We start from the raw sequence: 17,311 nt of genomic DNA, 5'->3' as shown, positions 1-17,311 counted from the left end.
CGAGCCGAGGTGTTCCGATGTCCCCGACAATGCTCCCGGCGGCACAGCCGGCGCCGCTGCGGTGGCGGCGCTCCTTCCCGGGTGGGCTCGAGCAGGCCCGTGCCGTCCGGCGGTTCGTCGGCTGCCTGCTGGCGGGCTGCCCCTACTTGGACGACGTCCTACTTGCCGCCGACGAACTGGTCGTCAACGCGCTGCGGCACACCAAGTCCGGACAGGACGGCGGCTCGTTCACCGTCGAGATCGTCCAGGACGGTGGGCTGGTCGCGGTGTCGGTCGCCGACCAAGGCGGCCCCGGCGAACCCGTGGCGCTGGATGCAGGGGAGCTGGCCGAGTCTGGCCGGGGTCTGCGGACCATCTCGCTCACGGCCGCGAGTTGGGGATGGCACGGCAACAGCGAGGGCCGCACGGTCACCGCCGTGTTCGCGGGGGAGTGGGCCGCGTGACCGAGCCCGCCTCCTGGACGCACGACCAGGTCCACCAGCGTGTCCATGCCGCGATGACCGCCGCGATGCGCGCCGACCCCCACTCCATCGACGCCGCCCTCGTCCAGACCGGAGGCCTTGACCGCTCCAGCCGGGAGTTCGTCGCCCAGGCGCGCCGTCTCGTGCTGGCCTGCACCGCCGCACTGACCTGCGTGCTGTCGGCGCACCGCCCCGGCGAGGGGGCACACGGCGAACTGGTCTGCCGTGGCTGCGGGACGCGCGAGTGCCGTACGTTGCGCGGCCTCGCGCACGTCCTCGCCGCCTACAGCGTCCGCCCGGCATTGGTCGACCGGGCCGAGGCCTGGCGCCGCGCGGACGCCTATTTCTGGCGTGACGGCGGCCCCGTCCCGCTGACCATCGAAGACTTCCCGGACGGCTTCGTCGCCCGCGCCGCCGAGGACCCCGGCGACGACCCAACCCCGCTACTGGTCATCGACCGCCACACGGGCGCACTGAGCCGCTGGCCCTCGATGCCCCTCGAACTCCTCGCCTGCGAATACACCCGCTGTCGCGCAGGACTGTAGAAGGGCCGTGACGATGCATCGGCGGCAGGCCGCATGCGCCATTCTTGTGGATGGGAGCGCTGCTGAGAGGAGTTGGCATGATGCCGCCGCGCTGTTTTCTCTGCGATCGGTCGCTTCGGGACGGGGATCCGGCCTCATCCTTCACGGCCGTCCGGTTCGGGATCAATGCGCAGGAGGAGGCGCTCGAACAGGAGCGGGATCGGGAGGGGTGGGTCGGCCATCCGTCCTGGGTGGCCTGGTTCTGTGATGAGCACACCGCGCTGGCCGAGGACCATTCGCATCTCCATTGGCGTGAGGCCTTCGAGTTGCTGCGACAGCATCGGAGGCCGTCCGGTCCGGTGAAGTGACCGTGGTCCGATCTGGGGTCGCTATGCCCGGCTGGTTGCTGCTGAGAGCGGTTCGCAGTGGGACGAAAGGGGCGGGTGCCATCGTGGGCGGGCCATGTGGTGTTGGCCCGGCATGGTGAAGGATCGGTCATGAGCGGTTGACCGTGCGATGCCGGAATTGGGTAATCGCCACAGGCCGCAGGACGCGCCATTCGGGTTGTTCCCCTGGTGCGGCAGGCTTGATGCTAGGGGAATGACCGCTGAGCCCCCCGCCACAGATCCCCAGCTTTGGGAACGGTTCATACAAGGTCTTCGGGAACTGGCCGAGACGCTCGTAAGCGAGTACGAGGCTGCGGATGGGCCGTGGGGCGGTGCGCCCCCCCATCTTGGCGGTTCATGTCCGTCGATGCACCAGATCGCTCGGCAGGCGGCGCTGCTCGCGGAGGCCGGTTCCGGTGACTTCCATCCAGCGGCCTTGGTGATAGCCGGGCACCGCTGCGATCTTCCCCATGGTGCCTGGACGAGGTTGATCGAGGGCTGCCAGATCTACCAGTTCTCTGATCAGGGCCGCCGAGCCGCCTGGGAGGCCAACATGCGGCTGTGGCTCGACATGCCGGAACCGGGAGCGCCCAGCGCCGAGCCCCGGCCGCCGCACGATGACAGACCCGTTGTGCCGGACAGCGGTCCGGATCCTTCTCAGCCTGCCTGGGGTGGCCCGATTCCTCAGTCGGCACCCGAGATCATTGAGCACGCCGTGCACGTCGGTACATATGTTGCTGCGGCAGCCGCCGGAGGGATCATCGGCAACAGAGCCGACGCGGCGACGAACGGCGCTGTGAGGAGGATGTTTCGCTCGCTGCGTGAACGCTTCGGCCGTGCGGCGCCGGTCACCGAGGAGAGGGCCTTCGAGCTGGCGCGGGCCGAAGTCGTCAGGACGGGGCACGCGGAGCACACGATCACTCTTCTCGGCATCGAGCGGGAGTCCGGCTGCTGGATCGTCCATGTCCGTGCGCTGCACGTGACCGGCGCAATGGATCGGATGCGGGTGAGGGTCCCTTTCGACGCCGCCGCCGCGCCGAGCGTCCTCGTCGTCGATCCCAGGATTCCCTGACCGCCGGCGGAGTCCGGTAGCCCGGGCATACCGCGAGAGAGGTCAGGTCGGGCGGTGGCCGGGGGCTCTCGGGGGCCATTCGGTCCGGTCGAACATCAGGTAGAGGCCGCCGAGCCATACGAGGTCGGGCTTCGGCACCACGCGGACCGAGACCGGGACGCCTCCGGTCCGGCGGGTCGGGAACTCGCCCGGCGGCGCGGAGCGGGACAGGTAGGCGAGGCCCTGCCGCAGGAAGGCGCGCGGCCCCGGATCGAGGTGGTCGGCCCATGGCGGCTCGGTCTCGCTGCGCAGCCAGGCGTAGCAGGCCATCGCGTAGCCGAATTCGCGCTCTGTCAGATACCCGAGCCGCGAGTAGCCGTCGTTGCGGGCCGCGTTCAGGGTGCGCTCGTCCAGATCGCCCAGGGGTTGAACGGAGAAGCCGCGGGTCGTCTCGCCGAATCTCAGTGCGGCGTTGGTGCTGAAGACGCCGAATCCGAAATATACGGTGAGGAGGTCGGTCAGCCGCTCGTGGTCCTTGCGCTCGGTGGTGATCCGCTCCTCGCCTAGGAGGCGGACATGGCACAGTTCGTGTGCGATCACGGCGATCAGGTAGGCGGCGTCGGACGCTTCCGTGACGTCCAGGCCGATGACGGCGCGGCCGTCCTTCACGTAGTAGTGCCCGACCGCGCGCTTGCCCTCCTGAGCCGCCGTGTCCTCGTCCGACCTGTCGAACAGCTCCACGGTGAGCTCGGACCGGTCGATCTCCATCAGCTCGCACGTCTTCGCGACCACGTCGTCGACCTGTTTCGGTGTGCCGGTGTAGCCGGCAGAGCGCAGATCCGACCGGGGGAGGACGATCGGCCGCGTCAGCGGGTCGCGGCCGAACTCCTCGACGAACCAGGTGATCGACGCCTCGATCCACGCCTGGTGCGCGACGCCGACCGGGCACTCGGTGCTGACCGCCGGAGACCAGGGCGGGGGCGTTTCGCGTTCCTTGTTCATAAGGCTTCCTGACGGTCGTCTTCACGCGGCTCCGTCCATACGGAGCCACCCTGAAAAGTGGCGGAGGACAGCGAGGTGGAACGGTGTTCCTCGCTCGGTTGATTCGGATACTCATCCGGGGGGCCGGGGTCGGCTGTGCCCAATTTTTACCACGCGCGCTGAGCCCATCGCCCACATTGGCCGTAAATGGCCTGGCGGATGTTATAGGAATGGCGTTGTTCGAAAGGCGGGCGACCGTATCTCGACTGTCCGTGCGGCTGACGTGCGAATCCTGCACGTGCGCGACACGAGCGCGCGAACCCCGCCCGCACCGACCCCTCCGGCCGGATCGCGGCTGCGGACGCGCGGACTGGCCTTTTCCGGCCGTGTGAGCCGTAGCCCTCGTCTCGATCATGAGGCTCTTGGACGATTGCAGCGTGGGGCCGTCTGGGCGCCCATCCGGCATTAATGATCACGTCTCCAATGCGGATAGTGGGGGAATGCATGGGTGAACTCGGGCTCGCTGAGACCATCGCCGCCCTCCGCGCCGAGCTGCTGGAGGCGCTGGAGGCCGGGAAGGACTCGGAGTTCGGTTTCGAGGTGGGCCAGATCCAGCTCGAGTTCCACGTGGGCGTCACGCGCCAGGGCGGGGCGTCCGGCAAGGCGAAATTCTGGGTCCTCGAACTGGGCGGCGACGGCTCCTACCGGCGGGAGGAGATCCAGCGCGTCACGGTCACCCTGGAGCCGCCGGTCGACGACGACGGCCGTCCGATCAAGGTGACCCGCGGCTTCCGCACGAAGCCCTGAGATGTCCGGACTCACGGCTCGCGCGGTCGAGATCCTGCGTCGCGGCCCGGCGGACGGGTGGCATGTGGGTCCGGCTACCTGGTCGGGCGGCGGTGGGTGCTGACGGCGGCGCACAACGTCGTGGACGCCGAGACCCTGCTCGTCCGGCAGGTGGACGGGACCGAGCATCCGGCCGAAGCGGTCGCGGTGGACGAGGCACGCGACCTCGCCATGCTCGCGGTGACCGGGGACTTCGCACCGGACGACCTGCCGCCGGTCAGGTTCGCCCGTGTCGACCGCTCACGGACGGGGGAGGTCGGCCCGTGCTGGGCGACCGACTTCCCCAGGTGGAAGGAGCGGAGGCTGGAGTCGGCCGACGTCCGCCGGCGCGACAGCGCTCAGCTGACAGGCGTCATCCCCACCGGGTCGAACCTGCGCACGAACCTGCTGGAACTGCGCGTCTCTTCCATGCCCCGTTCGGCCGGCGGGCGCGGCGTGAGCGAGTGGCAGGGGATGTCCGGGAGCGTGGTGCTCGCCCAGGATCACTCTGACGAGTTCGCCGTCGGCGTGGTGACAGAGCATCACGTCCCCGAGGGGGTGTCCGTGCTCACCGTCGCCCCACTCGACACCTGGGCCGACACGATGCGGGACACACCCTGGGGGCGGGAACTCGGGTTAGGCGAGATGGTTCGCCTCCCGCGCCCGCCGGGCCCCCGTCCGCCCTCCTCCGGGCATGTGAACCTACGCAGGTCGCTCCCGGACTTCACGGACCGGGACGAGGCGGTCGCGAAGGCGAGGGCGCTGCTCACCGAGCGGCTGACCGAGACGTGTCCGCTGGTCGTCCTGCACGGCATGGCCGGGGTCGGGAAGACCGAACTGGCCAACGAACTCGCCCACAGGCTCGCGTCCACCTTCACCCATGCGCGCATCCGCGTGGACGTTGCCGCGGCCGCCACCGCCGATGCCGCCATGGTGGAGGTTTTGGCCGCCTTCGGCTTGTCCGGCGACAGGCTGCCGCGCGATCCCGGGCAGCGCCGGCGCGAGTTCCAGAAGCGGTTGGGGCAGGGCCCCAGCCTGCTGCTGCTCGACAACGTCTCCGAGGCGCGGCAGGCCGCCCCGCTCCTGCCCGAGACGCCCGGGACGGCCGTGATCGTGACCAGCCGGACCACGCTGGCCTCGCTGGACGGCGCCGACCGGCTCAGGCTCGAGCCCCTGCCCGACCCCGAGGGGCTCCGGCTGTTCGAACGGATCGTCGGCGCCGACGTGGTGGAACGCGACCGCACGTCCGTCCGGGAAATCGTCGTACTGCTCGCCGGACTCCCCTTGGCCATTCGCATCGCCGCCGCGCACCTCGTGATGAGGCGCACGTCTCCGGCGCGCTATCTGTCCCGGCTCCAGGACGAGAACAGGCGTATTTCCCGCCTTCAAGGTGAAGATAGGGGAGTGCGCAGCAGTTTCGAACTCAGCTACCGTTCGCTGCGGCCGGAAACGGCGAGGCTGTTTCGCCGTCTCGGCGTTCTGGCGGGCCGCGATTTCACCGCCGAACTGGTCGCGCGCACCGGTGACGTGGACGACGAGGACGCCGAGCGCATGCTCGGAGAACTCACGGACCGGCATCTGGTCGAGGTCGCCGGAGAGGACCGCTACCGCCTCCACGACCTGCTCCGGCTCTATGCCAGGGAACGCATGGAGGCCGAGGAGTCCGACTCCGCGCGGCAGGAGGCGTTCCGGCGCTCCTTGGACTGGTACGGGGACGTCCTGCACGAATGGATGTCGCGGCCCGGCGCCCACGAGCAGCCTCCGGCCGACGCGATCGCCTGGTTCGCGGACGAGTCCCTGAACGTGCAGGCGAGCCTTCGGGCCGCAGCGGAAGCGGGCGAGGACCGGCTCGTCGTCCGGATCGCGGAGTCGCTCTACGGCCTGTTCTTCTACCGGGCGCACTGGGAGGGGATGGAGGCGGTCAGGCCCTTGCCGTCCAGTCGGCGCGGCGCGTGGGCGACGCTCCGGCCGAACTCGGCTCGCTGATACACCTGGCCGAGGCGCGCCGGCTCCTCGGGCGCGGGACGGAGGCGCCGCCGCTCTACGAACGTGCGCTGGAGGTCGTCCGCACCATGGACGACCCGGGCAAGGAGGCGTGGGTCCTCACCCACTTCGGAGACTTCCAGTGCGACCTCGACCAGGCCGAGCAGGCCCTCGACCGCTACGCCGAGGCGCAGGCGATCTACCGGAGCCGGGACGACGCGGCGGGCGAGATCTGGCTGGCCGCGCACGTCGCCGACGCGTATCGCCAACTCGACCGGCACGCGGACGCCGCCCGCGTCCTGGAGCAGGCGATGGCGCTCAGCGAGCGCCGGGGCGACCGCGACGAGGTCGTCTGGTGCGCCTGGCACCTGGCGCTGGCCTACGAGGGGCTCGGCCGCTTCGCCGACGCCGAGGCGGTGCTCCGGCCGGCGGTCGACTTCCACCGGGAGATCGAGAACAAGCCCGGTCTGGCCACCATGCTGTGCATCCTGGGCAGCGTCCACCGCCATGCCGGACGCCCGTCCGATGCCCGGCGGGCCTACTCCGAGGCGCTCGACCTCCTCATCGAAATCGACGCTCCCACGCGGGCCGCCGACGTGCGGCAGATCCTGGCGGAGATCCCCGAAGAGGACTGACACCGCTCGCGCCGCCGCCCTGCGGGAGAATTGCCGGGGTTCTTGTTATCTCTGGTGGTTTCGGAGGTCTCCAGAGGGATCGGCCGGTACTCGCTGGAGGACGAGGATGCGTGTGGGCACGGATGTGGAGGTGCTGGTCCGGGCGGCGCAGGACGGGGACGCCGACGCCCGGGAGCGGCTGGTCACGGAGCATCTGCCGCTGCTGTACAACGTGGTCGGCTGGGCGCTCGGCGGCCACGCCGACGTGGACGACGTCGTCCAGGAGTCGGTGCTGCGCGCTCTGGGCGGCCTCGGCGGGCTGCGGGAGCCGGCGCGGTTCCGGTCCTGGCTCGTGTCCATCGCCATGAACCAGGTGCGCCGCCGCTGGTCGTCCCAGCGCGGCAGGACGCCGGTGGACCCGGAGGCGATGGCCGGGCTGGCGGGCGCCGAGGACGACTTCGCCGGACTGGCCGTCCTGCGGCTGGAGCTCTCGGAGCAGCGCCGGGAGGTCGCCGAGGCGACGCGGTGGCTGGACCCGGACGAGCGCGAACTGCTCGCGCTGTGGTGGCTGGAGGCCTCGGGGCACCTCACCCGCAAGGAGCTGGCGGACGGACTCGGGCTGTCGGCCCCGCACGCCGCCGTCCGGGTGCAGCGGATGAAGAAGCAGCTCGCGACGTGCCGCGCCGTCGTCCGGGCGGTGAGCGGGCGGCGCTGCGACGCGCTCGGCCCCGTCCTCGACGGCTGGGACGGGCGGCCGTCCCCGCTCTGGCGCAAGCGGATCGCCAAGCACATCCGGGGATGCCGCTCATGCGCCGCCCGCGAACGCGACCTCGTCCCGCCCGAGGCTCTGCTGGCGGGACTGGTCATGGTGCCGATGCCCGCGGAGTCCCCGCTGCACGCCGTGCTGAGCGGTGCGAAGGCGTCGGCGGGCGCGGGGAAGGCCTCGCTCGTCCTCGGGAAGGGATCGGCCGCCTTGGCGGGGGCGGCCGCGGTCGGCGCCGTCGCGGCGGTCGTCTACTGGAGCCTGCCTAGCGAGCCTCCGCGCCGTGCGCCCGATCCCGCGGCCCCCGTCCAGCGGACGCCGTCGCGGACGCCGGAGCCCGCCCCCCAGACCGCGGCGGACAAGGACCGCGTCGCGCCGCATCCCACCCCGGCCACCGTCGAGCAGCGGGTCGTGAAGCTGGTCAACGCCGAAAGGGCCCGGGCGGGGTGCCGGCCGCTGCGCGTCTCGCCCGCCCTGCACCGGGCCGCGCAGCGGCACTCCGCGGACATGGCGTCCCGCCGCGTCCTCGACCACCAGGGCGCCGGCGGCGACGACCCCGGGCAGCGGATCACCGCCGCCGGGTTCCGCTGGAGCGCGTGGGCGGAGAACATCGCGCAGGGCCAGGCGACCCCGCCCGCCGTCGTGGACGGCTGGATGAACAGCGCGGGGCACCGGGCCAACATCCTGAACTGCGGGTTCACGATGGTCGGGATCGGGGTCGTGCAGGGCCCCGGCGGACCCTGGTGGACGCAGGTGTTCGCGACGCCTCGCTGACCGACACAGGAAGGGGACGTAGTGGACGGTGACGAGGAGTTCGTCTGGGACGAGTTCTGGACCAACATCGGGCCTGTGTGGCGACGCGTCCTCGGCGGCTCCGACACCGAGGACCCGCCGCCCGCCGAGCCGATCCTGCGCCGGCGCCGGCTCACCACCGACTACGAGTGGGTGGGGACGTTCGAGCCCGTCCGGTGGCTGACCTCCGTCACCGAGGCCCTGCTGTGGGACGAGAACGGCATGGACCTCGGACCGCTGGCCGGACGCTCCTGGGAGCTCCTCCAACTCGCCGGCCCCGCCTCGAACGTGGACTTGGGCCAGCTCAGCGGGACGCCCGTCCGCCGTCTCATCCTGTCGAACATCGACGTCGTAGACCTGGCCGACCTCCGCGGCATCGCGGGCCTGGAATCCTTCACACTTGCCCACGGCGACTTCGGACCGCTACCGCCGCTAGACGAGCTCACCGAACTCGTCCTGTACGCGGAGGGCGAGGTAGATCTCTCCACCGCCCGCAACCCCGGCCTCCGCGTAGTCCGCCACGACGCCATCTACCTCCCGCCCTTCGGCCCCGAAGAGGTAGGTGCCTAGGGGACGGCGGCGGGCGGTCAGTCGATGGTGCGTTTGGTCATTCCTTCGGCGTCTGGGTCGATGCCCCAGGTGAAGATGGTGTGGGGGTGGATGCGGATTATGTCGCCGCTGAAGTGGGAGCCTTCCGCAACCTTCTCTACGGCGGTCTCGGCGCGGCCGCGGATCTCGATGCCGCGCACGCGCCACGGGTCGACTGAGGCCAGGTCGTCGACGACGAAGGCGACCTGGTCGTTGTGGCGCAGGTTGCGGTACTTGCGGGACGCGGCGAGGTTCCAGCCGCGGATGTCGATCGTGCCGGTCTCGGCGTTGTAGGCGAACCCGACCGGGTTGTTCTGCGGGTCGCCCTTGGGGCCGACGGTGGCCAGGCGGCCGAGCCGCTGGGTGGACAGGTATTCGCGTTCGTCGTCGGTGAGGCTCATACCGTCCAGGCTGCAACCTCAACCATGGTCGAGGTCAAGTGAGGTGAGGACGTTCCGGAGGCGGGGCGACATCTCGTCCGGGAGCGCGTCGAGGGGGCACCAGCGGGCCTCCAGGATCTCGGCCGCGTCGAGGTCGAGGCGTCCGCCGACGACCCGGGCCTCGTAGTACGCCTCGACCCGGTGCCGGAAGCCGCTCGCGACGTGGAGCGGCGGCGCGGTGACCTCGACCTCCAGCGACGTCTCCTCCCGGACCTCGCGGGCGACCCCGTCTTCGAGCCGCTCGCCGGCGTTGACGTATCCGCCGGGCAGGCCCCAGGCGCGGTACGGGGGCCACAGCCGGTGGCGGAGCAGCAGGATCCGGCCCTGCTCGTCCCGCACGATCCCGCCCGCGTACACGAGGAACGTCCGGTGCCGGAACCGTGCGAGGTGCCACTGCGCGGGCCCGCTCAGCCGCCTCCACACCGGCGCGGCCACGGCCCCCAAGCGCGCCCGCGCGCCGAACCGGATCTTCATTTCCGCGATGCTAGTGCCTCGTCGGGCGACGTTGACCCTGTCATTGGTCCAGGTCCGGACGAGCGCAGCGGACGGGCATGGTCGTCGTCCTCGTGCCGAGCCGAACTCGGCTCAGGACTGCGTCATCGTAGGGGGTGAGCGGTCAATTACCGATCGGCGCGGCGAGGGCGGCTCGTCGCCGCCGGCGACGTACTGGACGGGATGATCGGATGTCGGATCGGCTGGAGGCGGGGGATCCCGAGCGGATCGGCGAGTTCTGGCTGTCGGGCCGGCTGGGCGCCGGCGGTCAGGGCGTCGTGTACGACGCCTACGGGCCGGACGGCGCCCGGGTGGCGGTCAAGGTGCTGCACGGGGCCCAGGAGTCACCCCGGGAACTGGCGCGGATGGCCGCCGAGGCGCGTGCGGCGCAGCGGGTCGCCTCGTTCTGCACCGCCAAAATCCTGCAGGTGCGGCTGGAGCCGCCGCGGCCCTACATCGTCAGCGAGTACATCGACGGGCTGAGCCTGGCGGACACCGTCAACGGCGCGGGCGGTCGGCCGGGGCGCCGGTTCGCCGGGGACGATCTGTACCGCCTCGGGATCGGCATCGCCACCGCGCTGGCGGCGATCCATCAGGCCAAGGTGGTGCACCGCGACCTCAAGCCCGGCAACGTGATGCTGGGCCCCGACGGGCCCCGCCTGATCGACTTCGGTATCGCGCGGGTGCTGGACACCCACTCGGCCACGGAGGGCGGGTTCGCCGGGACGCTGCGGTACATGGCGCCGGAGGTGTACGCGGGGCAGCGTGCCGGGGCCGAGGCCGACGTGTTCGCCTGGGGAGCGATCATGGTGTTCGCGGCCACCGGCGAGCACGCCTTCAGGGGCGGCACGCTGCCCGAGATCGCCCACCGGATCCGCACCCACGACCCGGACCTGACCGCGCTGCCCGACATGCTGCGTCCGCTGGTGGAGGCGGCGCTGGCCAAGGACCCGCTGGCGCGCCCGCCGGCGCGGACGATCCTGGCGGCGCTCACCCGGGACCCGCACGAGGGTGCCGACGGTCTGGAGGACCTGGTCGCGGCCGGGGCCGCGCAGGCGGGGCTGCGGTCCCGGTGGGAGCCGGGCGATCCGGCGCTGGGGAAGGTCGCCGAGGACGCCTACGCCGCCCTGCCGCCGCGTGAGCAGAGCCTGGTCCCGGAGGTGTTCCTGCGGTGCGTGGTGCCCGGCGAGGACGGAAGCCTGGCCACCCGTCCCGTGGCGCTCGCGGAGCTGTCGGACCGGGGCGATCCCGCCGAGGCGCGGGCTCTCGAGCACGTGGTGCGGGCCTTCGAGCCGCTGCTGGCAGTGACCGGACACGGAGCGGGCGAGCAGGTCGTCATGGCGCGTCCGGCGGTGCTGCGGGCCTGGCCGCGGCTGCGGAGCTGGCTGGAGGACGAGCGCAAGGGGCTGGGGGCGCATCATCGCATCCGCCAGGCCGCCCGCACCTGGGACGACCACGGGCAGCGCCGCGGGGACGTGCTGACCGGCGCGCACCTGGACGAGGCCGTCCGCTGGGCCACCACCACGGATCGCCGCCTGTCCCTCAACCGGCTTGAGCGCGGCCTGCTGGACGCCAGCACCCGCGCCCAGACCACCCGCGGCCGCCGCATCCGCGCCGTCGCCGCTGTGCTGGCGGTGACCACGGTCGTGTCACTGACCGCCACCGGATGGGCGATCCGAGCACAGCGGACCAGCGCCGACCAACGCGACATCGCGGCCTCGCGGCAACTGGCCGCGCAGAGCCGGCAGTTCAGCACCACCGCCCCGGACAAGGCGGCCCTGCTGGCCGTCGCCGCCCACGGCATCCGTGAGACCCCCGAGAGCCGCACCGCGCTGCTGAACACCGTCGCCAACCCGGACCGCGGCGTCCTCAACGGATACCAGGGCGAGCCCCACGAACTCGCGGCCGACCGCGCCGGGCGGCTGCTCGCCATCGGCAACGAGGACGGCACGATCGGGCTCTGGGATGTGCGGAGACATCGCCAGGTCGGCGGCTTCTTCCGCTTGATCACACGGTCCAGTTCTGATTCGCCCATGTCGGTGGCGCTCAGCCCGGATGGCCGCACACTGGTCGGCGCCGCGACCGAACGGAGCGACGAAGCGGACGGCAGGGTGAAGGGGACGGTGCGGCTCTGGGATGTGCGCACCCGTCGGCTGCTGGGCGACCTGCCTGTACCGTCCCCGTCCCGTTCTGTGGTCTTCACCTCCGATGGGAGGAGTGCGGCCGTCGACAGCGGTGAGGGTGTCGCACTCTGGGACGTACGGACCCTGCACCGACGCACTCCCTTTGTGGGCGGCATCAGAAACACCTCCAAAGGCGCCTACTCCTTGATCAGCCCCGATGCCGCAGTCGTGGCCACTGGCCAGAAGACCTCGTCCGAACTGCAATTGTGGAATCTGGCCACCGGTCGGCGCACAACTTCCTTCCCCGTGAAAGGGAAGGCCGTAGCGCTGAGCCCCGGCGGGCGGACCGTGGTAACGGTGGAACCTGGGGCACTCGATGTCTTTAAGGTGCACTTCTGGGACGCCCAGACCGGCCGACCGCGAGGCGCGCCGATCACCTCGTCCGTTTCAGAAGTGGGACCGTTCAGCCCCGACGGACGGATCGTGTTCATCGGCAACCGCATGTGGGATGCCATCCGTGGCATACCCCTGAGTTCCCTCAGCGCCATCACACCGGACACCGGTGCGGCGACGGTCGTCACGTTCGCCGGTGCGCACACCGTGGTCTCCCTGAACACGAAGGCCTACCACAAGAACACAGTTCGGCTGTGGGATGTCACCGTGCGGCCCGATCACCGTTCCTTCAGCACTGTTGCGTCGCCCCTCCGCAACGGCTCCATCAGGCACGTCGAGCATGGATTCAGCCCGGACCGGCGAACGATGGTCACCTTTCCTGCCCTGATGGACGGGTCCGACGTCTTCCGGACCTGGGATGTCGCCACCGGGAGGCAGACGCAACCCCCCGTTCCCGCGCCGGTCGACTCACACGGACGGTTGGGCGGGCACCGGATCGTGGTCCGCCCCGATGGCCGGACCATCGTCATCGCCGACCCAGAAGCTCAGATCAAGCTCTGGGACCCGGCGGCTCGTCGCTGGTTCAGCCTCAACGGCGGCTCGAGTGGTCTTGTCGTCGCGATGGCCCTCAGCCGGGACGGGCGCTTCCTGGCCACTGGCAGAGGTCAGCCGGCAGACGAACGAAGCGATCAGCCCGCCGACGGCAAGGTGCAGTTGTGGGACCTTGAAAAGCGCACATTGATCGGGGGACCGCTGTTCTCCTCGGGGGAAGCGGTGACCGCTCTGGCCTTCAGCCGCGACGACAGGACCCTGGCCGCCGGTATCGGGCAGACCGTCCGGCTCTGGAACGTCTCCGACCGCAAGCCGCTGACCCCGCCGATCAGCGGGCTCACCAGTATGGTCAAAACCCTGGCCTTCGCCCCCGGCAACCGGACCCTCGCCATCGGCGGCTACAAGGCGACCACGCTGTGGGATGTCCGCGAACGGCATCAAATCGGCGCGCCTTTCACCGGACACAGCGGCATGGTGACCTCTCTCGCCTTCAGCCGCGATGGGAGAACCCTGGCCACCGGTGGCGACGACCATGTCGTCAGGCTCTGGGACGTCACCGGCCAGAGCCAGATCGGCGCGCCCCTCACCGGGCACGACGGCCAGGTCCTCTCCATGGCCTTCGCCCCGGACACGAGGACCCTGATCACCAGCGACGAGATAGCGACCGTGCGGCGGTGGAACATCGCCATGCCCGCCGACCCCGCGGCGACCGCCTGCTCCATCGCGGGGCGCACGCTCACCCGCGCCGAATGGGCCCAGTACGTGCCACCTGGCATCGGCTACCGCGACATCTGCCCATCACTGAGCCGACCGTGACGACGAGGCAGCCGCCGGGACGGGCACGCGAACCGGGAGACCGCAGGTGGCTGCGACGGCCCGTCGCCCGTAGCGGCGTTCTCGGTTCACGGGGTGGAGGCGGCCTCGGTGGCGAGGGAGCCCAGGAGGCGGAGCCGTTCGGCGGACGCTGACCCGGGTTCGGCGGTGTAGATCATGAGCATCAGGCCGGGTTCGGCGGTGATGGCGAGTTCCTCGTGGGCGAGGACGAGTTCGCCGACGTCGGGGTGGCGGAAGCGCTTGGTGCCGGCGCCGAGGATGCTCACGTCGTGGGCGCCCCACAGCCCGCGGAACGTCCGGCTGCGGGTGGAGAGCTCGCCCACGAGCTCTTGCAGGTCGCGGTCGTCGGGATCGCGTCCGGCCTCGGCGCGGATGATCGCCACGCTCATCCGCGCGAAGCGGTCCCAGTCGGGGTAGAAGTCGCGCGAGGCGGGGTCGAGGAACAGGAACCGCGCCAGGTTCGGGACGCGTCCGGCGCCGCCGATCAGGGGTGAGTAGAACGCCCGGCCGAGGGTGTTGACGGCCAGGACGTCCATCCTGGGGTTGCGGATGAAGGCGACGGCACCGGTGATCGCTTCCAGCGACCAGGCGAGGCCGGGGCCTATGGCGGCCGGTCCGGTCGCCCGGCGGCGCCGCCGCCCGGAGGCGGGGACGCCGTCGGCGGTGCGGGCCAGGTCGAACAGGTGCGCGCGTTCGGCGTCGTCGAGTCGCAGCGTGTCGGCGATCGCGTTCAGAACGGCGGCGGACGCGCCCCGGACGGCGCCTCGCTCGAGCCGCGAGTAGTACTCCACGCTCACGCCGGCGAGCATCGCGACCTCGCTGCGACGCAAGCCGGGCACGCGGCGGCCGCGCCCCGCGGGCAGCCCCGCCTGCGCGGGGGTGACCTTGGCGCGTCGGGACATGAGGAACTCGCGCACCTGGTGGCGGTTGTCCATGCATCGAGCGTACGGCGGGCCGGTGCCGCCGAGGGGTGCCCTGTCAGGGCACCTCACGCCAGGGACTCTCGCGCGCGCCTGCGCCGGTGTTCGCTGGAACGGCACGCCCCGGCGAACGAAGGAGCACCGACCATGCGTGGAGTCGTCATGCACGCCCCCGGCGATGTCCGGGTCGAGGAGCGCGCGGACCCGCGGATCCTGGAACCGACCGACGCGATCGTCCGCACGACGGCGACCTGCGTGTGCGGGACCGACATGTGGGCCTACCGCGGCGCGGACAAGATCGAGGGACCGCGGCCGATGGGGCACGAGTACGCCGGCGTCGTCGAGGAGGTCGGCGGCGCGGTGCGGAACATCGAGGTCGGCGACTTCGTCGTCGGTTCGTTCTTCGCCTCGGACAACACCTGTGAGATCTGCCGGGCCGGTTACCAGTCCCAGTGCGTCCACCGCGTGCCCATGGGGTCGATCGGCACTCAGGCCGAGTTCGTCCGGGTCCCACTGGCGGACGGCACGCTCGTGGCCACGCCGGGCGCGCCCGAAGCCGACCTGGTCCCTTCGCTGCTGGCCGCGTCCGACGTGCTGGGCACCGGCTGGTTCGCCGCCGGCGCCGCCGAGGCCGGCCCTGGCAAGACCGTCGCCGTGGTCGGCGACGGTGCCGTCGGCCTGCTGGCCGTCCTGGCCGCCGAGCAGCGAGGCGCCGAGCGGATCATCGCCTTCAGCCGCCACCGCGCCCGGCAGGCCCTGGCACGCCGGTTCGGCGCCACCGACATCGTCGAAGAACGCGGCGACGCGGGAGTGGCCAGGATCAAGGAGCTCACCGGCGGGTACGGCGCGCACTCGGTCATCGAAGCGGTCGGCACCCAGGAGTCCATGCGGCAGGCCATCGGCGCCACCCGTCCAGGCGGCCACGTCGGCCACGTCGGCGTCGCGCACGACGTCCAACTCGACGGGCGCGAGCTGTACTTCACCGGAGTGCACCTGCACGGCGGTCCCGCCCCCGTGCGCCGGTTCCTGCCCGAGCTGATCCGGCTCATCTGGGACCGGACCATCGACCCCGGCGCCGTCTTCGACGCCACCCTGCCCCTCGACCGGGCCGCCGAGGGCTACCAGGCCATGGACGAGCGCCGCGCCACCAAGGTGCTACTCACCGTCTGACCGGCCGAAGGAACCCCCAGGGAGAAATGATGTCCACCACCTCCACGCTGGTATTCGTTCACGGCTTTTGGCACGGCTCCTGGTGCTGGAGCGAAGTCATCCCCCGTGTGGTGGCCGCCGGTCGCCCGGCCGTTGCGGTGGACATGGCGGGGCACGGGCTGTACGCCCGCCGTCCTCGGTGGTTCACCGACCAGCCGTACACCCCCGAGGCGGTCGGTACGGAGGTCTCGCCCGTCGCGGACCTGAGCCTCGCCGATGCGGCCGAGTTGCTGACCTCTCAGATCAAGCGGATCGGCGGTGGGGAGCCGGTCACGGTGGTCGCCCATAGCGCGGCCGGCCCCGTACTGACGCGAGTGGCCCAGCAGACGCCAGAACTGGTCGCGCACGCGGCGTACCTTTCCGCGTACATGCCGGCTTCCGGCATGTCGGCTGCGGCCTACACGCGGATGCCCGAGGCCGCCGCTGACCAGGTCGCGCCGTTGCTGCGGGGCGACCCGGCCCGGACGGGCGCGCTGCGGCTGGACTTCGCCACGAACGACGCGGCCTACCGGCAGCGGCTTTACGAGGCGTTCTATGGAGACGTGGACCCGGTCCTCGCCGACGCCGCCACCGGTCTGCTGACGCCCGACGGTCCGATCGGCATCATGCTCGGTGCCACCACCCTGACCCGCGACGGCTGGGGATCGGTGCGGCGCACGTACCTCACCTGTGCGAGGGACGCGGCGATCGGGCCGGCCCTGCAGGCGAGGTTCGTCGCCGAGGCCGACGCGGCCTTCCCGGACAACCCGACCTCCGTCGTCGCGCTCGACGCCTCCCACTCGCCGTTCCTCTCGATACCCGGCGAGGTGGCCGACGTCGTCACCTCCCTTGGGTGAAGCTTTTCCGCCACCGCGACGTCGGTGCACTCACGCTGCGCTTCTCACCGTGCGGGCGTGCCCGTCGCGCCGTGGGGAACTCCTCGATGCCGAGGACCCGCAGCAGTTCCAGCCGTTCGCGGGTCTCGGCGTCGGCCGGGGTGAGCACCAGCAGCTGCTGCCCCTGGTCGGGAGTGACCAGGGTCTCGCAGTCCATCAGCATCCGGCCCACGCGCGGGTGCAGGATGGTCTTGCGGTCGGCGCGCCGGACCGCGACCTCGTGCTCGGCCCAGAGGCGGCGGAAGTCGGCGCTGGAGGCCTCCAGCCTGTCGATGAGTCCGGCGACCGCACCCGCGAGCGGCTGGCCGAGGCGCTGCCCGCGACGGAGCTGGACCTCACCGCCGACGACCTCGCCGAGATCGGGAAGGCGGTGCCGCCGGGCGCGGCCCGGGGCGACCGGTACCCGTCCGCGTTCATGTCCGGCCTCGGCGTGGGCAACTGAGTCCGGCCCTCCGGTGGGACTCCCGCCCCGCGGCGGCCGCCCGCGGGGCGGGGGAGGGGTGTG

General features: G+C 71.4%; 18 protein-coding genes. 13 read left to right on the top strand and 5 right to left on the bottom strand.

Annotation, left to right across the window (positions count from 1 at the left end):
• Positions 1-17 precede the first annotated feature (17 nt).
• The 4 genes from AB0C21_RS27025 (at position 18) to AB0C21_RS27010 (ending at position 2,443) form a co-directional block, all read left to right on the top strand.
• Positions 18-443: an ATP-binding protein gene (locus AB0C21_RS27025; protein WP_500207866.1), complete on the top strand. Its 426-nt coding sequence runs from the start codon at positions 18-20 to the stop codon at positions 441-443.
• Positions 440-1,006, top strand: coding sequence for an SUKH-4 family immunity protein (locus AB0C21_RS27020; RefSeq protein WP_500207864.1), 567 nt, complete (start codon positions 440-442; stop codon positions 1,004-1,006). Before AB0C21_RS27025 ends, AB0C21_RS27020 begins: the two co-directional genes overlap by 4 nt.
• Positions 1,007-1,083: 77 nt before the next feature.
• The gene (locus AB0C21_RS27015) at positions 1,084-1,353 is read left to right on the top strand and encodes a hypothetical protein (protein WP_500207863.1); all 270 of its coding nucleotides are present in this window, start codon (positions 1,084-1,086) and stop codon (positions 1,351-1,353) included.
• A 385-nt stretch (positions 1,354-1,738) separates the two neighbouring features.
• Positions 1,739-2,443 (top strand): hypothetical protein, encoded by a 705-nt coding sequence (locus tag AB0C21_RS27010; RefSeq protein WP_500207862.1) that lies wholly within the window; start codon positions 1,739-1,741, stop codon positions 2,441-2,443.
• A gap of 42 nt (positions 2,444-2,485) precedes the next feature.
• On the opposite strand, the gene AB0C21_RS27005 is transcribed toward AB0C21_RS27010, so the two are convergent.
• Entirely contained in the window at positions 2,486-3,424 is a 939-nt protein-coding gene (locus AB0C21_RS27005; protein WP_500207860.1) for a hypothetical protein, read from the bottom strand.
• 483 nt (positions 3,425-3,907) lie between these two features.
• On the opposite strand from AB0C21_RS27005, the gene AB0C21_RS27000 reads away from it, so the two are divergent.
• The 5 genes from AB0C21_RS27000 to AB0C21_RS26980 all read left to right on the top strand — a co-directional run bounded on the left by AB0C21_RS27000 (position 3,908) and on the right by AB0C21_RS26980 (position 8,950).
• Positions 3,908-4,210 carry a trypco2 family protein gene (locus AB0C21_RS27000; protein WP_500207858.1) on the top strand — a complete coding sequence of 101 codons (303 nt, stop codon included), beginning with the start codon at positions 3,908-3,910 and terminating at the stop codon, positions 4,208-4,210.
• Positions 4,211-4,267: 57 nt separating this feature from the next.
• The gene (locus AB0C21_RS26995) at positions 4,268-6,214 is read left to right on the top strand and encodes an NB-ARC domain-containing protein (RefSeq protein ID WP_500207857.1); all 1,947 of its coding nucleotides are present in this window, start codon (positions 4,268-4,270) and stop codon (positions 6,212-6,214) included.
• Positions 6,181-6,846 (top strand): tetratricopeptide repeat protein, encoded by a 666-nt coding sequence (locus AB0C21_RS26990; RefSeq protein ID WP_500207856.1) that lies wholly within the window; start codon positions 6,181-6,183, stop codon positions 6,844-6,846. Before AB0C21_RS26995 ends, AB0C21_RS26990 begins: the two co-directional genes overlap by 34 nt.
• A 112-nt stretch (positions 6,847-6,958) precedes the next feature.
• Positions 6,959-8,362 carry a sigma-70 family RNA polymerase sigma factor gene (locus tag AB0C21_RS26985; RefSeq protein WP_500207855.1) on the top strand — a complete coding sequence of 468 codons (1,404 nt, stop codon included), beginning with the start codon at positions 6,959-6,961 and terminating at the stop codon, positions 8,360-8,362.
• A 21-nt stretch (positions 8,363-8,383) separates the two neighbouring features.
• The gene (locus AB0C21_RS26980) at positions 8,384-8,950 is read left to right on the top strand and encodes a hypothetical protein (RefSeq protein ID WP_500207854.1); all 567 of its coding nucleotides are present in this window, start codon (positions 8,384-8,386) and stop codon (positions 8,948-8,950) included.
• Between the two features lie 17 nt (positions 8,951-8,967).
• Here the strand turns inward: AB0C21_RS26980 and AB0C21_RS26975 are convergent, their stop codons facing one another.
• Positions 8,968-9,369 (bottom strand): PPOX class F420-dependent oxidoreductase, encoded by a 402-nt coding sequence (locus tag AB0C21_RS26975; RefSeq protein WP_500207852.1) that lies wholly within the window; start codon positions 9,367-9,369, stop codon positions 8,968-8,970.
• An 18-nt stretch (positions 9,370-9,387) separates the two neighbouring features.
• Positions 9,388-9,882: an NUDIX domain-containing protein gene (locus AB0C21_RS26970; RefSeq protein ID WP_500207851.1), complete on the bottom strand. Its 495-nt coding sequence runs from the start codon at positions 9,880-9,882 to the stop codon at positions 9,388-9,390.
• A gap of 209 nt (positions 9,883-10,091) precedes the next feature.
• Between AB0C21_RS26970 and AB0C21_RS26965 the strand changes: the two genes are divergently transcribed.
• The gene (locus AB0C21_RS26965; RefSeq protein ID WP_500207850.1) at positions 10,092-13,784 is read left to right on the top strand and encodes a protein kinase domain-containing protein; all 3,693 of its coding nucleotides are present in this window, start codon (positions 10,092-10,094) and stop codon (positions 13,782-13,784) included.
• An 86-nt stretch (positions 13,785-13,870) separates the two neighbouring features.
• Here the strand turns inward: AB0C21_RS26965 and AB0C21_RS26960 are convergent, their stop codons facing one another.
• The gene (locus AB0C21_RS26960) at positions 13,871-14,737 is read right to left on the bottom strand and encodes a helix-turn-helix domain-containing protein (RefSeq protein ID WP_500207849.1); all 867 of its coding nucleotides are present in this window, start codon (positions 14,735-14,737) and stop codon (positions 13,871-13,873) included.
• A gap of 132 nt (positions 14,738-14,869) precedes the next feature.
• On the opposite strand from AB0C21_RS26960, the gene AB0C21_RS26955 reads away from it, so the two are divergent.
• Entirely contained in the window at positions 14,870-15,892 is a 1,023-nt protein-coding gene (locus tag AB0C21_RS26955) for a zinc-dependent alcohol dehydrogenase family protein (RefSeq protein ID WP_500207847.1), read from the top strand.
• 29 nt (positions 15,893-15,921) lie between these two features.
• A complete protein-coding gene (locus tag AB0C21_RS26950) occupies positions 15,922-16,767 on the top strand; it encodes an alpha/beta fold hydrolase (RefSeq protein WP_500207846.1) in 846 nt (281 codons plus the stop codon).
• Here AB0C21_RS26950 and AB0C21_RS26945 read toward each other — a convergent pair.
• On the bottom strand, positions 16,751-17,071 hold the full coding sequence (locus AB0C21_RS26945) for an MmyB family transcriptional regulator (protein WP_500207968.1): 321 nt from the start codon (positions 17,069-17,071) through the stop codon (positions 16,751-16,753). The genes AB0C21_RS26950 and AB0C21_RS26945 overlap by 17 nt on opposite strands.
• Between AB0C21_RS26945 and AB0C21_RS26940 the strand changes: the two genes are divergently transcribed.
• Positions 16,985-17,248, top strand: coding sequence for a hypothetical protein (locus AB0C21_RS26940; RefSeq protein ID WP_500207971.1), 264 nt, complete (start codon positions 16,985-16,987; stop codon positions 17,246-17,248). The genes AB0C21_RS26945 and AB0C21_RS26940 overlap by 87 nt on opposite strands.
• Positions 17,249-17,311: the final 63 nt, after the last annotated feature.

Source organism: Spirillospora sp. NPDC049024, from assembly GCF_040649235.1.
Classification (GTDB): Bacteria; Actinomycetota; Actinomycetes; order Streptosporangiales; family Streptosporangiaceae; genus Spirillospora.
The sequence above is the reverse complement of the archived record's forward strand: the minus strand, read 5'-3'. Positions and strand labels throughout refer to the sequence as shown.